This window comes from Paenibacillus sp. Soil522 (assembly GCF_001428245.1).
GTDB lineage: Bacteria > Bacillota > Bacilli > Paenibacillales > Paenibacillaceae > Pristimantibacillus.
In genome coordinates this window covers 101,062-116,940 of the sequence record NZ_LMRV01000066.1, presented here as the reverse complement: position 1 = coordinate 116,940, position 15,879 = coordinate 101,062, and the positions used below count along the sequence as shown (strand labels likewise).

Below are 15,879 nucleotides of genomic sequence, written 5' to 3'. Positions count from 1 at the left end.
TGATGAGTTCATATGAACTTGAAATAAAAAAAGTTAGACGAAAGCGGAGGAGGAAGCGATATGGAATCCTTTACGCTTACTCGAAAAGAGATGGCTTGCTTGCTGCTCGCCTTAGACGGACAGCATAATCTGAAGCCTCTTCAGGTGCTGCAAGCCGCATGGACAAAGACGCATCAATACGAATTGGAGAAGGGAAAGGGGCTGCCCGCATTTCTATCTACTCTGCTGCCTCCAATCATTGAGAAGCTGATAAAAGGCAATGAGCTTAAAGGCTTCTCGCTTCATGAAGTCGCTGCGCTCGGCCAGCTGATCGAATATTCGAATCTGTCGATTACCTCCATGCAAAATTGGGTAAAGCGAGATTTTAAACCTTATTTCGACTGTCCGAAAGCCGGAAAAAAATATTCTCTGAACCAAGCTGCGTTATTGTTCATCATTGATGATTTAAAGTCAAATCTTGATTTTGAATCGATACGGAAGCTTTTCGAAATTGTATTTAAGAAGCCGGAGGATGAAACGGATGATTTAGTCGGACCTATAGAATTATATGCATCCTACACCAGTATGTTTGAGGAGCTGGACGCAAATAACGATCAGCTGCTCGATATTTCCGGACATTTGAAGGAGTATCCGCATCAGGATTTGTTGACTGAGCATGTTATTCGTACATCAGCGAATCAATTTGCAAGCAGATTGCCGAATTTAACGGAGAAGCAATGGGAAGCGGTTCGAAATATTTTGCTCGTTGCGGTCATTTCGATACAAACGTCCTATTTTCATTCGTTATCGCGACGTTATTGTAATGCGACTTTGTTTCTTATCCCGGAATAATGGCATGGCTGCCAGACCGCCGGAAAAATATAGAGCTATATAGACTGTGTAAGACCGTTCGGCCCATCGCTGAACGGTTTTTTATTGCCGCTTACCGGTCGCCCATCCATCTGTTGACGTGATGCAAATGGAAGTGGTTCAATGAATCTATCGACGTTGTTGTGAAGGAGCTGCGCTATGTTATTCGTTCTTATTGCGTTATGGGCTGTTGCGGCTATTATATGGCTCTCCGATCGGCGGTCATCCGCTAATCATTGGTTAGGCGCCGTGGCGTTCAGCGGTGGAGCGGGCGCGCTTGCTGCCGTGCTTGACCTGCAATGGCTTCCTGCGGCAGCGGAAGCGGGAATGAATGAAGTGGCGCAGCAGCTGCTTTACCGCTTGCAAGCGGTCTCCTCGCTCGTTTCTTATTATGGTTTACCATTTTCCTTCACGCTGTTTGCTATCGCTTACCGGCCCGTGCGACTGCCTGTGAGATTGCAGCAGCTTTTGCCGTTTCTGCTGCTTATCCCGATTATTTTGTGCATCGTATTTACGCCTTTCTACACGGAAGAATATCCGATCTCCTTCAAAATCGTGGTATGGTGGGCGGTGCCTTATATTTTATACGGCGCAGTGCAGGTTCTGCTCAAGCGCCAGCTGCATGCGTCTTTTTCGCGCACGCATTGGATCGTTTGCTCGGCGGTGCTGCCGCCGGTCATGTTCAGCATGGTTATGAATTACGTGCTGCCCAGCTTCGGCATGCTGCGCATGTGGGTCTATAATACGTGGATCGTCGGATTAGGTGTAACCGTATTTGTCGTCGCTCTGTTTACTTACGGCTTCATGGGCGTACGCGTCAACATTGATCGGCGGAGGTATGATTCCACGCTTAGAGCAGTCACCTCAGGCACTGCCATTCTCAATCATGCGATCAAGAACGATGCCGGAAAAATGCGGCTGTTCTCGGAAAAGATGAAAGCGTACGCGATCGCAACCGGTCAGCAAGAGCTGCTGGCAGATGTTGAGACGGTACTGGGCGCTTCTCGCCATATGCAAGAGATGCTTCAACGGGTTCATCGGCGAACGGAGGATTTGGTGCTGCGTGTTGAAGTGACCGATTTGGCAGCGCTAATCGAGCAGACGGTGAAGGGGTATGAGCCTTCCCTTGATAATATTAAGCTTCATACCACGCTTAGCGGGGGCTGGAGCTGTCGTATCGATCCGGCTCAAGTGGGCGAAGCCTTGGGCAATATTGTTGCCAATGCTTTGGAGGCGATGATTGGCTATGGCGAATTGTATATCCAATTAAGCGAGACGAAGCGCGAGCTTGTTATTGAGGTGCGGGATACAGGTCCCGGAATGAATAAAAGCGAGATGACGAGGGTGCTTGAGCCCTTCTATACGACGAAAAACGGCAGCGACACGAATTTTGGCCTTGGCTTGCCATACGCGTATCATGTGATGCGTAAGCATAAAGGGATGTTGGATCTGCGCAGCAAGCCGGGTGTAGGAACGTCTATCTTTATGTCGTTTCCGAAGCGCAGTGTTCAAGCAAAGAAAACAGAAGATCATACGCAGAGGAGAGAAGTGCATGGACAGCATTCGGGTATGGATCATTGAGGATGATCCTGATTGGCTTCGCGGTCTTGTGGCGTATTTAAATAAGGAGCCGGATATTAATGTTGTATGGACAGCAAGCAGAGCCGAAGATGTGAGGCAAGCGTTGCTGGAAGGCAAGCAGCAAACTATGCCTGCCGATGTCGTGCTGATGGACATTATGCTCGAAGGCAGGCCGGAAGGCGTTTTGCTCGCGGAGGAAACCGCCGTATCTACAGGAGCGCGAGTGATCATGCTGACCTCGATGGAGGAGAAGGAGCTTATTTTCCGCTCCTTTCAGGCAGGAGCCATCGATTATCAAATTAAATCGGATTTTGAAAGCTTGCCGGATGCGGTCAGATCAGCCTCGAGGAGTCAATCACCGATAAACGCGGTTGTGGCGGAGCGGATGCGCGAGGAATTCCGCAGGCTGAAGCAGCTTGAGCGTGAGTTTGAAGCGAAGAAGCTGAACGATCTTATTACGCCATCGGAGCTGCAGCTGCTGGATTTGATAGATCAGGGCTATACGCAGCCGCAAATTGCCGACAAGCTGGTCGTATCGATCCGGACGGTTAAAAACCATGTCAATCATATATTAAAGAAGCTGAATCTGACCGGTTCACGCGAGGCGGCTAATAAAGCCAAAGAAATGGGATTATTTCAAAAAAAAAATGACGAGGATAGTACCACATAAAGTTGGTACTATTTTTTTTATGCCATTTTTTACAGAATAGAAATAAGAAGTGCGCCTGCAAACAGGGAAAGGAGAGGCTTTCAACATGTCATTTGAGATGTTCTCGGCCGCACATGCAGCGGGATTGGCCGCTTCCGTCATCGCCGTTGTCGTTATTATCGTCTTCCGGAAGCAAATGAGGCAGCCAAAGCTGAACTGGATAGTGCGATACGGGCTTGCGCTCCTGTTGATAACCTGCGAAATCTCCCTTCAGTTATCCTACATCCTTGAGCATAACTGGGGGATCGGCTCAATGCCGTTTCAACTGTGCAGCCTGATGCTCTTAGTTAGTGCGCTGCTGCTAGTTACGGATAGAAAAAAACTTTACGATGCCGTATTCTTTCTCGGGAGTATGGGAGCGCTTCAAGCGATCTTGACACCCAATTTAGACGAAACGTTCCCGCATTTCCGCTTTTTCCATTTTTTTATCGCGCATATCGGAATCATCAGTGCCGCTTTGTTTATTACGGCGGTAGAGCGATACCGTCCTTCCTTTAGGTCGGTGCTGCTGGCTGTCGTTTGGCTGCATGCGCTCGCCATTCCTGCTGCGGTTGTCAACATCGTCTCGGGAACGACCAATTTTATGTTTTTGGCGAGAAAGCCCGGAACGGCATCCCTGCTCGATTTGCTGGCTCCATGGCCGTGGTATTTGCTGCAGCTTGAAGTCATTGCTTTTGCCATATTCATGCTGCTATATGCATCCTTACGGCTGCTCGATTATTGGTTTCAAGGCGAAAGCAAGTAATGGAGCCAGCCTTAAAGACGGCGGGTTCTGACTATACAATTGGGGGTTATACAGATGAAAGAACTAATTAACAGGCATTGGACTTCAATGCTCGGAGTCCTGTTCGTCCTTGCTGCATTTATCACTTTGTTCAAATATTCGTTGGATCTGGGCTGGATTACGGAGCCGATGAAGATCGGGTTTGGACTTTTGAGCGGAGCAGGCATAAGCATTGCGGGCTTAAAGCTCGCAAGACGTATTCCGCGTAATCCGATTGGCGAGATCATGATCGGTATGGGTGCTTGCATTTTATATGCGACCTTTTCTTTTGCCGGCATTTATTACCGGCTGTGGGAGCCGATGACGATTCTGCTCGGAATGAGCGCGATTACGATTGGCATATCGGCATATGCTTACAAGTTCCAGTCCAGGCTGCTTATGAATATAGCCATGGCGGGAGGGCTGTTGTCTCCGCTGCTGATGCGTCCGGAAACGGATCAAGTATTCGCTTTGTTTCTTTATTTGCTCGTAATAAATGTCGCCTTTTTGTTTCTGAGCATTGCCCGCGGCTGGCATGAGCTGCGGATCGTAAGCTTTCTAGGCTCGTGGCTGCTTTACATCGTATACTTTATACACTACAATCCATCGACTGAGGGCTTTTGGAGCATGCCGTTCCGGTACGCGCTCTCCGCATTCCTCTTTTATACGATCGGCTTGCTGGCTTCCTCCTGGCGCAATAAGCTTTGTTTCGACGGCATCGATTTGTATTTAAATGCGACGAACGGCATCCTGTTCGGATTTTGGGCGCTCCTTATTTTGAACGGGGAGTTGGATTACGGGTACATTCTTGCTTTTATCGGCATCGTCTACCTGTTAGCCAGCTATGTCATCTATCAGTTGACGGTCAAAATAACGGCTTCCTCCGCAAGCTTTTTTCTTGGAGGCTTGCTGCTGATTCTCGTGGCCGTCAGCAGTATTGGCGGCGGGTATGAGTCAAAGCCTCTGATTAGCGTGCTGCTATGGGGCTGCATTGCTGCTGCTGCAGCTGCTGTTGGCCGAATGAAACGTTTGCCTCTGCTTAACCTGTGCTCCCTTGTCATTTGGTTTGCGGTCGGCTCCTATTGGTATGCGGTCACTTGGGATACGCCGCGGGGCGAATGGTTCGGGATGTATATCCCATTCTTAAACTGGGGATCAATTGCTTGGGTGCTGCTTGCCGCACTTGGCTTCTATTTTTCAAGACAGCTGGTCTTTCCTCAAATAACAGAGAAAGCAAACCGGATTCTTGCAAGGGTATACGCGCTGTTAGCTCACCTCATCGTCGGGGGGTTGCTTACAAGGCAAATTGAAAATATATTTACCGAGTATTTTACTGAATCGTCGTCCGTCTACATGCAGCTTGCCCTATCGGTCTCATGGGGCTGCTATGCGCTGCTGCTTATTTTGTGGGGAGCTTATTACCGAGAGCTTTTATTCCGCTGGTTTGGCTCCGTCGTTCTGGTACTCGTCGCGTTTAAAGCGATCTTTATGGATTTGAGCGGACAAGAGGCGCTTTACAAAGTGGGAGTTCTGCTGACGCTCGGAGCGATCTCATTTTTTATTACATGGATTAACGGCAAATGGCGTGTTAATGATGAAGGGGCGCGCGAAAGTATTTGAGCGGGCAGTATGAAATGCATGCGGAATGAAACGATGACCGACCGTGCCAAGAAGGGTGCGGTCTTTTTTTGTTATCCGCTGGTATACTCATGCTTCAGCCCCTATAATAGAGGTGGTTTTATAGACAGGCTGCAATGAGCGGAGATAGGGGAGGGCATATGATAAAAGCAGTATATTTCGATTTGGACGATACGTTATACGACCAGCTTCAGCCGTTCCGGTTGGCGGTGGAGAACACCGGCCTGATTGGACATGCAATCGGGAGCTTACATATAGAAGATTTGTACAAAAGCATTAGACGGCATAGTGATCTTTTGTGGGTGAAGCATGTGAATGGGGAAATGACGCTGGAGGAGCTTCGCATCAAGCGGACTACGTCGGCTTTCTCCGATATCGGCATAGAGGTATCGGCTGAGGCGGCGGCGCTGCTGCAGTGGAATTACGAGCTGGAGCAATCACGTCTTACGCTCAGGGAAGGCGTTCAGGAGCTGTTCGAGCAGCTGCAGGCAAGCGGAATCGGCATTGGCTTAATTACGAATGGTCCGGTTGAGCATCAAATGAAAAAAATTATCGCTTTGGAGCTGTTAAAATGGGTAGCCGAGCCAAACGCATACATTTCCGACGGTATCGGCATTGCGAAGCCCGATCCAGATGTGTTCCATTTTGTCCGAAAAAATGTAGCTTTACGGCCAGAACAGCTGGTTTATGTGGGTGACGCATGGCATAACGATATCGCGCCTTCCTTTCAAGCAGGCTGGACGCCTATTTGGCTAAATACAAGACAGCAGCAGCCTAATAAGAAGGACGGGTTTGTGAAATACTTGGAATGCGGGTCAATCGAAGAGGTTATGCCGCTGCTTCGAAAGCTCAATGAAAGGGAAACTGGCTGTTTGCTCTAAAAACATGTACAATAATAACCGATATAATTAAAGTAGAAATGATACCTATGTGCTTATAACCGCAAAGCTGGGAGGAAATCATGAGTATTGACCCTCGGATTATTAAGACATTGCTGCAGCTGCAGCTCGCTCCAAGTTTGGATATGCAAGCCGCATCAAACCCATTGCTTGCAACCGCCGGCGATGGCTCTGCTTCCTTATTTGATACTCTTTTATCACAATATATGTCTGACAGCTCTTCGGAGAATGGCTCCGCCGCTCCAATTCTGGCGGCAGATGCGCTTGCTCAGCTATCCTCGCTGAGCAGTTTGAATAATATTTCCTACAGCAGCCAAGCTGAGGCAAACAGCTCACCAAGCGAATATGACGAGCTTATTCAGCAAGCTGCCGCCAAATATGGCGTAGACCCAGCCTTAATTCAAGCGGTTATCAAAACCGAATCCGGCTTCCGCGCGGATGCGCAATCCGGCGCAGGCGCAAAGGGGTTAATGCAGCTAATGGATGGTACGGCAAGAGGGCTAGGCGTCACGAATTCATTTGATCCTGCGCAAAATATTGAAGGCGGAACCAAATATTTATCGCTTTTGCTGAAGAAATATAACGGGAATGAGCAGGTTGCCTTAGCAGCTTACAATGCCGGCCCAGGACGTGTCGACCGGACTGGCATAAGAACGAACGAACAGCTGATAGAAAATCTTGAAGCGCTGCCGGAAGAGACGCAGCGATATGTCGCAAAGGTGCTTCAAGCTAAGTAGAACGGCAGTAATAAGATCACGATTCGGCTTTCTGCCTCTTAAGCAGGAGCAATCGCTGATCTTTTTCTTTTTTGGAAAGGAGACAGAACCTCGATGTTATATTTTGACCACTGTGCCTCAACGCCGCCTTATGAAGAAGTCGTAAAAACGATGATGGAGGTAATGAAATCGCAATACGCGAATCCTTCGTCCCTGCACCGCGCCGGTACCGATGCGGATAAATTAATTGAACGCTCGCGCGCCCTTCTGGCTGATCAGCTGCAAACGACGAACGGCAAATGGGTATTTACATCCGGCGGAACGGAATCCAACAATTTAGCGATAAAGGGTGTTGCACGCCAATATGCGGGACGGGGCAAGCATCTGATTACGACGCAGATCGAGCATGCTTCGGTGTATGAAACGTTCGCTCAGCTGGAGCAAGAAGGTTTTCGAGTAACTTATTTACCGGTCAGCGAGTCTGGACATGTACGCATTGAGCAATTGGAAGAGGCTCTGACCGACCAGACTATTCTTGTCAGCGTCATGCATATCAACAATGAAATAGGGTCGATACAGCCAATCGAGCAGATCGGAAGATTGCTCAAGCGGTATCCGAAGGCGATGTTCCATGTCGATGCCGTCCAAAGCATCGGAAAGCTGCCGGTTTGCATAGAGGAATGGGGCATCGATTTGCTAAGCGGGTCTGCACATAAACTTCGGGGTCCCAAAGGCGTAGGCTTCTTGTACGTCCGCGAAGGTGTTACGCTTTACCCGTTGTTTACAGGCGGCTCACAGGAGTACGGAAATCGCGCTGGCACGCAAAATGTGCCGGGCATCGTCGCCTCCGTGAAGGCGCTACGCATGTCGCTTGAGTCATTGGAGCAGCGCGAGCGGCGAATGAGGCCGCTTAAGCAGAAGCTTATTCAGCTCATTAGCGGCATACCGGAGCTTAGGCTAAACGGAGCGGATCCGTCTGCCGCTCATATCATTCATTTCTCTTACCCGGGCATGAAGCCGGAGGTTATCATTCATATGCTGGAGCAGCGTGGTATAATGGCTTCAACCAAATCCGCCTGTTCCTCGAAGGAAGACAAGCCAAGCCGCGTGCTGCTTGCGATTGGCGTTAGCCATGAACAGGCAGCCGGCGGGGTTCGAATCAGCTTCGGCGATGAACACGAGGAACGGGATATTGTCGCTTTAGGCGCTGCTCTGAGTCATGTTGTTGAGCAATTGAAGCCGCTTGAGAGGAGATTGACTTAAACTTGCTTTATGATCAAATTATACTGAGGTACGGAGATTTAATGGTTAAGGGAAGAAACCGGAATAAATTCGAGAAGCGAATGCTCGAGCAAGTGAAGCAAGCTTTGATCTCATATGAGAATATTGCTTATTTCAAATCCTTTGGACGTTTATATGTAAAGCTGAACGGTCATCCCTATGAGCCGGTTGCGGACCGATTGAAGGATTTGTTCGGCATCGTCTCTTTAAGTCCCGTTATGAGCACGGAGCATGAGCTTGAGAAAATAAGAGCAGCGGCGTTAGCTATTATGCAAGCATTGCCTAAGCAGCCGGCGACGTTTAAAGTAAGCGCCAAGCGCGCTTGGAAGAAATTTCCTCACAATTCGCAGGAAATGAATCATTTGGTGGGCGGGCATGTGCTGCGCGCAATGCCGGAGCTCAAAGTAAATGTGGGCAAGCCCGATATTGAATTGCGCGTGGATATCCAAGAAGAAGCGGCTTACGTATACTATGACGTTATACCCGGCGCTGGCGGCTTTCCTTTCGCGTCAAACGGCAAAGCCATGCTGCTGCTCTCTGGCGGTATAGACAGCCCCGTAGCAGGCTGGCTGGCTTTACGAAAAGGGCTTGAGATAGAGGCGGTGCATTTTCACAGCTATCCTTTCACAAGCGAGCAGGCGAAGGATAAAGTAATCGAGCTTGCTAAACGGTTGTCTTATTTCAGCGGAGAGCCGATCAAGCTGCATCTTGTGCCTTTCACTGAAATTCAGACGACCCTGGTTCAAGCAAAGAGCGATAATCTGATAATTACGTTAATGAGAAGGGCCATGCTGCGAATAACAGAGCAGCTCGCGGAGCGAAACGGGGCATTTGGAATCGTCACGGGGGAAAGTTTGGGTCAGGTAGCGAGCCAGACGCTGCCCAGCATGAATGTGATCGGACGCGCGACGGTGCTTCCGCAGCTTAAGCCGTTAATTATGATGGACAAGCATGAAATCATTCGTATGGCCGAAAGAATCGGAACGTATGAAACGTCGATTTTGCCATACGAGGATTGCTGTACGTTATTTTTGCCAAAATCGCCAAGCACGAATCCCAATCTCAGAATCGCCGAGAAGATCGAGTCGCTCATCCCGAATTATAAACAGCTGCTTACAGCAGCAGTCGAAGGGACCGAGCAGCTTTTGATTACGCCAGAGGCTGAAACGGCCATGCAAACGGCAGGCGAGGATAGCTGGTTCTGATTTAAATGTTGTTGAAGAGCTGAAAAACCAACAAAAAAAGCAGGAATCCCTTTAGTGGGATTCACTGCTTTTTTGTTGTGTAGCATTTTTGCGCATATTGGTAACCAATCCGGCTGCGATCGTAATGACAACCGCCAGTAGCACGAACGACCAGTAGATTACCTGATTGTCGAAAAATTCGTGGAAAGATTTTTCGTGCGTAATCATCTTGGCGGCGGTGTATGCGAGAACCGCTGAACCGACATAAATGATCCATCCATAGCGATTAATAAGCTTGATGAATAGGGTGCTGCCCCATACAACAATAGGTACGCTGATCAGAAGTCCGAGAATGACGAGCAGCTTATTATTATGTGCCGCACCCGCAACCGCGATGACGTTATCGAGTCCCATCGCTGCATCGGCAATGATAATCGTACGAATCGATTGCCATAGCGTATTGCCCGATTTAATGTTGTCATGCGCTTCTTCCTGTACGAGCAGCTTGTAAGCGATCCATACTAAGAGCAGGCCTCCGACAAGATTAAGCCAAGGCACATTCAGCAGCTGAACGACGAGCAGGGTGGCGATAATCCTAATGCCGACTGCTCCGGCTGTTCCCCAAATGACCGCTTTCTGTTGCTGGTCCTTTGGCAAATTTCGAGATGCTAACGCTATAACAATGGCATTGTCCCCGGCCAGTATAAGGTCGATGAAAACAATGGTCAGCAAAGCGGAGAAAAACTCGACTGAGAATAGATCCATAAGTAATTTCCCTCCTTTCCTAGATAAGCACTTCTTGAAGTCTACAATAAATACGAACGAGAGTGAAGAAGGATTCATTTTTTTTTGGACATATTCCCTACAGCTTGTTCATACAGCTGAGTAGAGGGGGTATGTGTCTTGGACAGCGTTATTATATTTATCGAAATCATTCTAATTAATGTATTGCTTAGCGGAGACAATGCCATTGTGATTGCCATGGCTAGCGGGCAGCTTCCGCCGGAGCAGCGCAAACGCGCAGTATGGTGGGGCGCGCTGGCTGCTGTAGGGCTTAGGTGCATTTTAACACTAGTTGCTATAAAGCTGCTGCAGGTGCCTTATTTGCAAGCGATCGGAGCTCTACTATTGTTCTATATCGCGGTGAAGCTGTTAGCTGATGCGGGCGGGCAGCAGGAAGCGCATAAAGTAAAAAAAGCGGGAACGATCGGTCAAGCGATCTGGACGATCGTGGTTGCCGATTTTATTATGAGTCTGGACAATGTACTGGCTATAGCCGCCGTCGCAGACGGCGATCCTGTCCTTATTTTGCTCGGAATTGCACTAAGCATACCTATGATTATCTGGGGAAGCCAGATGCTGGGCTCCCTGCTGCAAAAATTTCCTGCTCTTTCTTATATAGGCGCCGCTTTGCTTGCGTATGCGGCAGGGGAAATGCTCATGCATGATCCCGGCCTCGATAAGCTGTTATTTCACGGCTCCAAGACGCTTGGCGAAGCGATTCCACTGCTTTGCGTACCGCTCGTTATTGCACTTGCAGTTGTCAAAAAGAAGCCTGTCTTATGAGGTTTATTACATGCCCCGTTCACGCAAAATATGGCGGAACGGTTTTTTTTTGTTCAGACCCCCGCTACGTACTGGTATTTTTGCCTCAGTTCCTTTAAACTAATATAGATAAAAACTGACGCTTTTCGTCAACATATGCGATTGGCGTTGTAAGGAGCGGAACGCGAATGCCTAATAACAAATATTCCGCTGGAATTATTTTGCTGTTAGCCGGGGTCGTTATCTTGTTGGGCAAGTTAGGTGTTTTCAGCTTTTTGGGCGCAATCTTCTGGCCGCTGCTCGTCTTAATTCCCGGAGTACTTCTGCATGTTCTTTACTTCGGCAGATTAGTACCGGCAGTCGTGCTTGTCCCAGGCGGAATGCTCGTGGTATATGCCCTGCTGTTTGTGGTTTGCAATCTATTTGGATGGGATAGCTTGAAATATTTGTGGCCGTTGTTTATTTTTGGCATAGCAGCCGGCCTTTACGAATATTATTTGTTCGGTTCATCCAGAACGCGTGTTGTACTAACGGCATCGATTGCGCTTGCCGCCGCATCGGCCGTGTTCGTCATTTTAGTGCTGTTGTGGAGCTGGGGGATTTATGCGATTGCCGTTGCATTTATTGCAGCAGGCGGTTGGATGATGCTGGGCAAACGCAGACGTTGGTAAAAAGTTTTAAATAAAAAAAAATTGGAGTGGATTACTAGTTATGCAAGCAAGAGAGAATTTACGGAATATCGCCATTATTGCCCACGTTGACCATGGTAAAACAACATTGGTTGACAAGCTGCTTCAACAATCAGGTACGTTTCGTGATCATGAAGCAGTACAGGAACGCGCGATGGACTCTAACGACCTAGAGCGTGAACGCGGTATTACGATTTTGGCTAAGAACACAGCAATTAACTACAAAGACTATTTGATTAACATTGTGGATACACCTGGACATGCTGACTTCGGAGGAGAAGTTGAGCGTATTATGAAGATGGTAGACGGCGTTCTGCTGGTCGTTGACGCATTCGAGGGCTGCATGCCGCAAACGAAGTTCGTTTTGCGTAAGGCTCTTGAATCAAACCAGACGCCTATCGTTGTCGTGAACAAGATTGACCGTCCGAACGCTCGGCCTCAAGAGGTTGTAGATGAGGTTCTTGATCTATTTATCGAGCTGGGCGCTAATGATGAGCAGCTTGAGTTCCCAGTTGTTTATGCATCTGCGTTAATGGGTACTTCCAGTCTTGATCCTGAGAAACAAGACGAGAACATGGAAGCTTTATATGAAACCATCGTTAGCAACATTCCATCACCGACTGAGGATGTAGAACAACCATTGCAATTCCTGGTTACTTTGCTTGATTACAATGAGTATCTTGGCCGTATTGCGGTCGGCCGCGTTAACCGTGGTATCATCAAGCAAGGCCAATCCGTTGCGGTAATGACCCGTGAAGGCGGCACTAAGCAAGCAAGAATTGAGAAACTGTTCGGTTTCGTAGGATTGAAGCGCGTTGAGATCGAGGAAGCAGGCGCGGGCGATATCATCGCGATTGCGGGTATTCGTGAAATCAACATTGGGGAGACAATCGCTGATCCGCAGAAGCCAGAAGCTTTGCCGGTTCTAAAAATCGACGAGCCTACTCTTCAAATGACATTCCTTGTTAACAACAGCCCTTTTGCAGGCCGTGAGGGCAAATGGGTTACATCCCGCAAGCTGCGTGAGCGTCTCTACAAAGAGCTTGAGACGGATGTAGCGCTTCGCGTTGACGAAACAGATAGCCCGGATGCATTTGTCGTATCTGGCCGCGGAGAGCTTCACCTGGGTATTCTAATCGAGAACATGCGTCGCGAAGGCTTTGAGCTTCAAGTGTCTAAGCCTGAAGTTATCATCAAGGAAATTGATGGTAAGAAGCAAGAGCCTTACGAGCGTTTACTGATTGACACGCCTGAGGAAAGCATGGGCGCTGTTATGGAAAGTCTGGGAACTCGCAAAGCCGAAATGCTTAACATGATTAATCACGGAAACGGTCAAGTTCGTTTGGAATTCAGAATTCCTGCGCGTGGTTTGATTGGTTACCGTACACAATTTTTGACGTTGACACGCGGTTACGGCATTATGAACAACGCATTTGACAGCTATGGTCCGCTTGCGGGTTCAGGCGTTGGCGGCCGTCATCAAGGCGTTCTCGTAGCAAGTGAAAACGGAACATCGACTTTCTACGGCATGATGGGCGTTGAAGACCGTGGAATTCAGTTCTTGGAGCCAGGTACTGAGATCTATGAAGGCATGATCGTGGGCGAACATACTCGCGAGAACGATATCATCGTCAACATCTGTAAAGTTAAACAGCTGAACAACATTCGTTCAGCAGGTAAAGACGATACCGTTACGCTGAAAAGCCCGCGTCTATTCTCGCTTGAACAAGCGCTTGAGTACTTGAATGATGACGAGTTCTGTGAAATTACACCTAAGTCGATTCGTCTGCGCAAGAAAATTTTGAACAAGAGCGAGCGCGAACGTGCGGATAAAAACCGTAAAAACGCTCAAGCAAGCGTTTAAGAGCCAATCATTAAACAAACGTAAGGTTTTGCTTATGCAAAGCCTTACGTTTTCTTTAAAATATAAGTGGGATTATAAGTTTTTAACTTATAATCCCACTTATATTTCACACTGATACCGTTGTTTTGCAACTAAAGTGCGGCGAAAGCCGTTTACAATTGAAGAAGGGGGTATGCTGCATGCAGGCATGGCTTAGCGATCATAAGCTCATTTCTTATTTGATTATACTGGGCTTTACGATATACATATTCAATAAAGTGTTTCGAGCTCAGCAGAAGCTGCCGTTGTTGAAAGAAATACTTGTGTATGCCTTGATTGCGTTTGGTTCATTCGTTTTGATGATATTACAAGTAGATAAGCTGCCGATCATTCAATGTATGGGGGTGGCAGTTCTTATGATGCTTATGCTCCGCGGCCGTCAGCTGTACGACAAATGGAAGGGCAGCAAGACGGGCGGTAATCCGCCGCAAAATGCGGAATCAGGCAAATGAAGCTCGAGGATGCCCTATTCAACTGGCTGCAAATTAAGCTGGTAGCGGATGCTCGTCAAGATGACCAAGCGGCTATCGATACACTTGCGTTTTTTGCGCAAATTTTGACTGAAGATCACGGCTTATCGAGCTTTGTCATCATCAAGACCGACGCAACGATGATTCACGTGAAATATGAAAAGGATGGCCGTTCCAAGCTGCAGCTTTTTCCCCGGGATAGGGGCGAACAGCTCTTAGCGGACATCGAATCTAATCCAAAATACAACTGAACTTGAAGGTGGAACATATGAGTAAAGGTTCAACAGAATTACCTCCAAGAACGGATTCGCGTCAATCAGCAAAATCAAAAAAACAAAAACCGCGCAAAAAGCGTTCGGTACTTAAAACGATTTTTGTATTGCTATTCGCGGTACTGCTCATCGCAGCTGCGGCTCTGGCCTATTTGGTGTTCAAAGCGGATGAAGCAGTTGATCAAATCTCTGCGCCAAGTGATAACGAAGTCGTCATACCAGCCGGAGAGTCTGTTAAGGATAAGGCGGTTGCCATGCTGCTGATGGGCATTGACTCGCGTTCTCATGGAGGCGGTTTGAATACGGATGTACTGATGGTAGCGGTATTTAATCCAAATTCTAAATCGGCTACGATCGTTACGATTCCGCGGGATTCAAACATCGATGTGGATGGCTACAGAACGCGCAAAGCAAATAGCTTCTATGCTGATTTTTATATGAATGCACTTAATAATAAAAATTTGGAAAAAGAAGCAGCATACGCGGATGCCAAACAAGAGGTTCGTAACGTAATGAGCAAGCTATTCGATATTGACATTAAATATTCGGCCGTAATCAATTTCCAAGGCTTTGCAGATGTGGTTGATGCGCTAGGCGGCGTAGAAGTGGATGTCGACATGCGCATGAAATATACAGATACAGCGGATGGCACGAACATTGATCTCCAAAAAGGGGTTCAGGTGCTGAGCGGTGAAAAGGCGCTGGATTTCGTCCGTTACCGTAAATCCAACGATGGAAAAAACATGTCAAGCGATTTTGACCGCAACAAGCGGCAAAGCCAAGTCATTGGCGCTCTAACAGATAAGATGAAGACCTTTGACGGTGTTACGAAAATAGGTTCCGTTATCGAGGCTGTCGGAGAAAACTTAACCATGGATATGCCATCCAAAGAAATTAAAAATATGATGACTACTTATTTGGGCATAAGCCGCAATGATATTACGTTCATTCCGCTTGAAGGAACATGGAGAAGTCCGTATGTTTATTTGGATGAAACGAAGCTCGAAGAGGCTCGGGCAGCGCTAAAGGCAAAAATGGCTGAATAACCATAGACTGTCGCTAATAATATGGATATAATAATGCTACAGAGGCCATTATTGAATCTGTTCAGAAGGAGGTCATGCCCATGACCAACGCCGAAGCCGCAAGATCCAAGCGACCGATCGAAGAATTGCATGATCCAATCGTTCTACTGCACAGACTTAATGCGGTATCTGACAGTATGACCTCGAGCATTACGGGTATCGGGGACGTGGTGAACAATGCTGCGTGCTTGTCCACTACCCTTGCGTACAACAAACCGAATAAGATGATTGCTGCGGACTACTTGGATGTACAAGTTTTCGCTGCCATGAAGAAAGCCTAGTGATTAGCTCACTA

At 47.9% G+C, this 15,879-nt stretch carries 17 protein-coding genes; 16 read left to right on the top strand and 1 reads right to left on the bottom strand.

Features of this window, described 5'->3' with window-relative positions; all coding sequences use genetic code 11:
* Positions 1-60: 60 nt before the first annotated feature.
* The 9 genes from ASG81_RS21645 to thiI all read left to right on the top strand — a co-directional run bounded on the left by ASG81_RS21645 (position 61) and on the right by thiI (position 9,641).
* Positions 61-831, top strand: a complete 771-nt coding sequence (locus ASG81_RS21645) for a DUF1836 domain-containing protein (protein WP_056639132.1) — start codon at positions 61-63, stop codon at positions 829-831.
* Positions 832-1,008: 177 nt separating this feature from the next.
* The gene (locus ASG81_RS21640; protein WP_056639129.1) at positions 1,009-2,430 is read left to right on the top strand and encodes a sensor histidine kinase; all 1,422 of its coding nucleotides are present in this window, start codon (positions 1,009-1,011) and stop codon (positions 2,428-2,430) included.
* On the top strand, positions 2,402-3,100 hold the full coding sequence (locus tag ASG81_RS21635) for a response regulator transcription factor (protein WP_056639127.1): 699 nt from the start codon (positions 2,402-2,404) through the stop codon (positions 3,098-3,100). Before ASG81_RS21640 ends, ASG81_RS21635 begins: the two co-directional genes overlap by 29 nt.
* An 85-nt stretch (positions 3,101-3,185) precedes the next feature.
* Positions 3,186-3,884: a YwaF family protein gene (locus tag ASG81_RS21630; RefSeq protein WP_056639124.1), complete on the top strand. Its 699-nt coding sequence runs from the start codon at positions 3,186-3,188 to the stop codon at positions 3,882-3,884.
* A 54-nt stretch (positions 3,885-3,938) separates the two neighbouring features.
* Positions 3,939-5,522: a DUF2339 domain-containing protein gene (locus tag ASG81_RS21625; RefSeq protein ID WP_056639121.1), complete on the top strand. Its 1,584-nt coding sequence runs from the start codon at positions 3,939-3,941 to the stop codon at positions 5,520-5,522.
* Positions 5,523-5,680: 158 nt separating this feature from the next.
* Positions 5,681-6,421 carry an HAD family hydrolase gene (locus ASG81_RS21620; protein ID WP_056639118.1) on the top strand — a complete coding sequence of 247 codons (741 nt, stop codon included), beginning with the start codon at positions 5,681-5,683 and terminating at the stop codon, positions 6,419-6,421.
* A gap of 80 nt (positions 6,422-6,501) precedes the next feature.
* Positions 6,502-7,176, top strand: a complete 675-nt coding sequence (locus ASG81_RS21615; protein WP_056639115.1) for a lytic transglycosylase domain-containing protein — start codon at positions 6,502-6,504, stop codon at positions 7,174-7,176.
* A gap of 93 nt (positions 7,177-7,269) precedes the next feature.
* The gene (locus ASG81_RS21610) at positions 7,270-8,418 is read left to right on the top strand and encodes a cysteine desulfurase family protein (protein ID WP_056639113.1); all 1,149 of its coding nucleotides are present in this window, start codon (positions 7,270-7,272) and stop codon (positions 8,416-8,418) included.
* A gap of 2 nt (positions 8,419-8,420) precedes the next feature.
* The gene (thiI, locus tag ASG81_RS21605; RefSeq protein ID WP_056639110.1) at positions 8,421-9,641 is read left to right on the top strand and encodes a tRNA uracil 4-sulfurtransferase ThiI; all 1,221 of its coding nucleotides are present in this window, start codon (positions 8,421-8,423) and stop codon (positions 9,639-9,641) included.
* A 51-nt stretch (positions 9,642-9,692) separates the two neighbouring features.
* Here thiI and ASG81_RS21600 read toward each other — a convergent pair whose 3' ends face one another.
* Positions 9,693-10,385, bottom strand: coding sequence for a TerC family protein (locus ASG81_RS21600; protein ID WP_056639107.1), 693 nt, complete (start codon positions 10,383-10,385; stop codon positions 9,693-9,695).
* Between the two features lie 138 nt (positions 10,386-10,523).
* Here ASG81_RS21600 and ASG81_RS21595 point away from each other — a divergent pair, with 138 nt between their 5' ends.
* The 7 genes from ASG81_RS21595 to ASG81_RS21565 all read left to right on the top strand — a co-directional run bounded on the left by ASG81_RS21595 (position 10,524) and on the right by ASG81_RS21565 (position 15,865).
* Positions 10,524-11,186 (top strand): TerC family protein, encoded by a 663-nt coding sequence (locus ASG81_RS21595; protein ID WP_056639104.1) that lies wholly within the window; start codon positions 10,524-10,526, stop codon positions 11,184-11,186.
* 167 nt (positions 11,187-11,353) lie between these two features.
* Positions 11,354-11,836, top strand: coding sequence for a hypothetical protein (locus ASG81_RS21590; protein ID WP_056639101.1), 483 nt, complete (start codon positions 11,354-11,356; stop codon positions 11,834-11,836).
* A 40-nt stretch (positions 11,837-11,876) separates the two neighbouring features.
* The gene (typA, locus tag ASG81_RS21585) at positions 11,877-13,718 is read left to right on the top strand and encodes a translational GTPase TypA (RefSeq protein WP_056639098.1); all 1,842 of its coding nucleotides are present in this window, start codon (positions 11,877-11,879) and stop codon (positions 13,716-13,718) included.
* Positions 13,719-13,897: 179 nt separating this feature from the next.
* Positions 13,898-14,209 carry a YlaH-like family protein gene (locus ASG81_RS21580; protein WP_056639096.1) on the top strand — a complete coding sequence of 104 codons (312 nt, stop codon included), beginning with the start codon at positions 13,898-13,900 and terminating at the stop codon, positions 14,207-14,209.
* A complete protein-coding gene (locus ASG81_RS21575; RefSeq protein WP_056639092.1) occupies positions 14,206-14,478 on the top strand; it encodes a hypothetical protein in 273 nt (90 codons plus the stop codon). Before ASG81_RS21580 ends, ASG81_RS21575 begins: the two co-directional genes overlap by 4 nt.
* Before the next feature lie 17 nt (positions 14,479-14,495).
* Positions 14,496-15,545 carry an LCP family protein gene (locus ASG81_RS21570; protein ID WP_056639090.1) on the top strand — a complete coding sequence of 350 codons (1,050 nt, stop codon included), beginning with the start codon at positions 14,496-14,498 and terminating at the stop codon, positions 15,543-15,545.
* An 80-nt stretch (positions 15,546-15,625) separates the two neighbouring features.
* Positions 15,626-15,865: a hypothetical protein gene (locus tag ASG81_RS21565; RefSeq protein ID WP_056639086.1), complete on the top strand. Its 240-nt coding sequence runs from the start codon at positions 15,626-15,628 to the stop codon at positions 15,863-15,865.
* Positions 15,866-15,879 lie beyond the last annotated feature (14 nt).

Coding starts and splice junctions, on each gene's coding strand:
- ASG81_RS21645 (WP_056639132.1), top strand. CDS start 61: ATGGAATCCTTTACGCTTACTCGAAAAGAGATGGCTTGCTTGCTGCTC.
- ASG81_RS21640 (WP_056639129.1), top strand. CDS start 1,009: ATGTTATTCGTTCTTATTGCGTTATGGGCTGTTGCGGCTATTATATGG.
- ASG81_RS21635 (WP_056639127.1), top strand. CDS start 2,402: ATGGACAGCATTCGGGTATGGATCATTGAGGATGATCCTGATTGGCTT.
- ASG81_RS21630 (WP_056639124.1), top strand. CDS start 3,186: ATGTCATTTGAGATGTTCTCGGCCGCACATGCAGCGGGATTGGCCGCT.
- ASG81_RS21625 (WP_056639121.1), top strand. CDS start 3,939: ATGAAAGAACTAATTAACAGGCATTGGACTTCAATGCTCGGAGTCCTG.
- ASG81_RS21620 (WP_056639118.1), top strand. CDS start 5,681: ATGATAAAAGCAGTATATTTCGATTTGGACGATACGTTATACGACCAG.
- ASG81_RS21615 (WP_056639115.1), top strand. CDS start 6,502: ATGAGTATTGACCCTCGGATTATTAAGACATTGCTGCAGCTGCAGCTC.
- ASG81_RS21610 (WP_056639113.1), top strand. CDS start 7,270: ATGTTATATTTTGACCACTGTGCCTCAACGCCGCCTTATGAAGAAGTC.
- ASG81_RS21600 (WP_056639107.1), bottom strand. CDS start 10,385: ATGGATCTATTCTCAGTCGAGTTTTTCTCCGCTTTGCTGACCATTGTT.
- ASG81_RS21590 (WP_056639101.1), top strand. CDS start 11,354: ATGCCTAATAACAAATATTCCGCTGGAATTATTTTGCTGTTAGCCGGG.
- typA (WP_056639098.1), top strand. CDS start 11,877: ATGCAAGCAAGAGAGAATTTACGGAATATCGCCATTATTGCCCACGTT.
- ASG81_RS21580 (WP_056639096.1), top strand. CDS start 13,898: ATGCAGGCATGGCTTAGCGATCATAAGCTCATTTCTTATTTGATTATA.
- ASG81_RS21575 (WP_056639092.1), top strand. CDS start 14,206: ATGAAGCTCGAGGATGCCCTATTCAACTGGCTGCAAATTAAGCTGGTA.
- ASG81_RS21570 (WP_056639090.1), top strand. CDS start 14,496: ATGAGTAAAGGTTCAACAGAATTACCTCCAAGAACGGATTCGCGTCAA.
- ASG81_RS21565 (WP_056639086.1), top strand. CDS start 15,626: ATGACCAACGCCGAAGCCGCAAGATCCAAGCGACCGATCGAAGAATTG.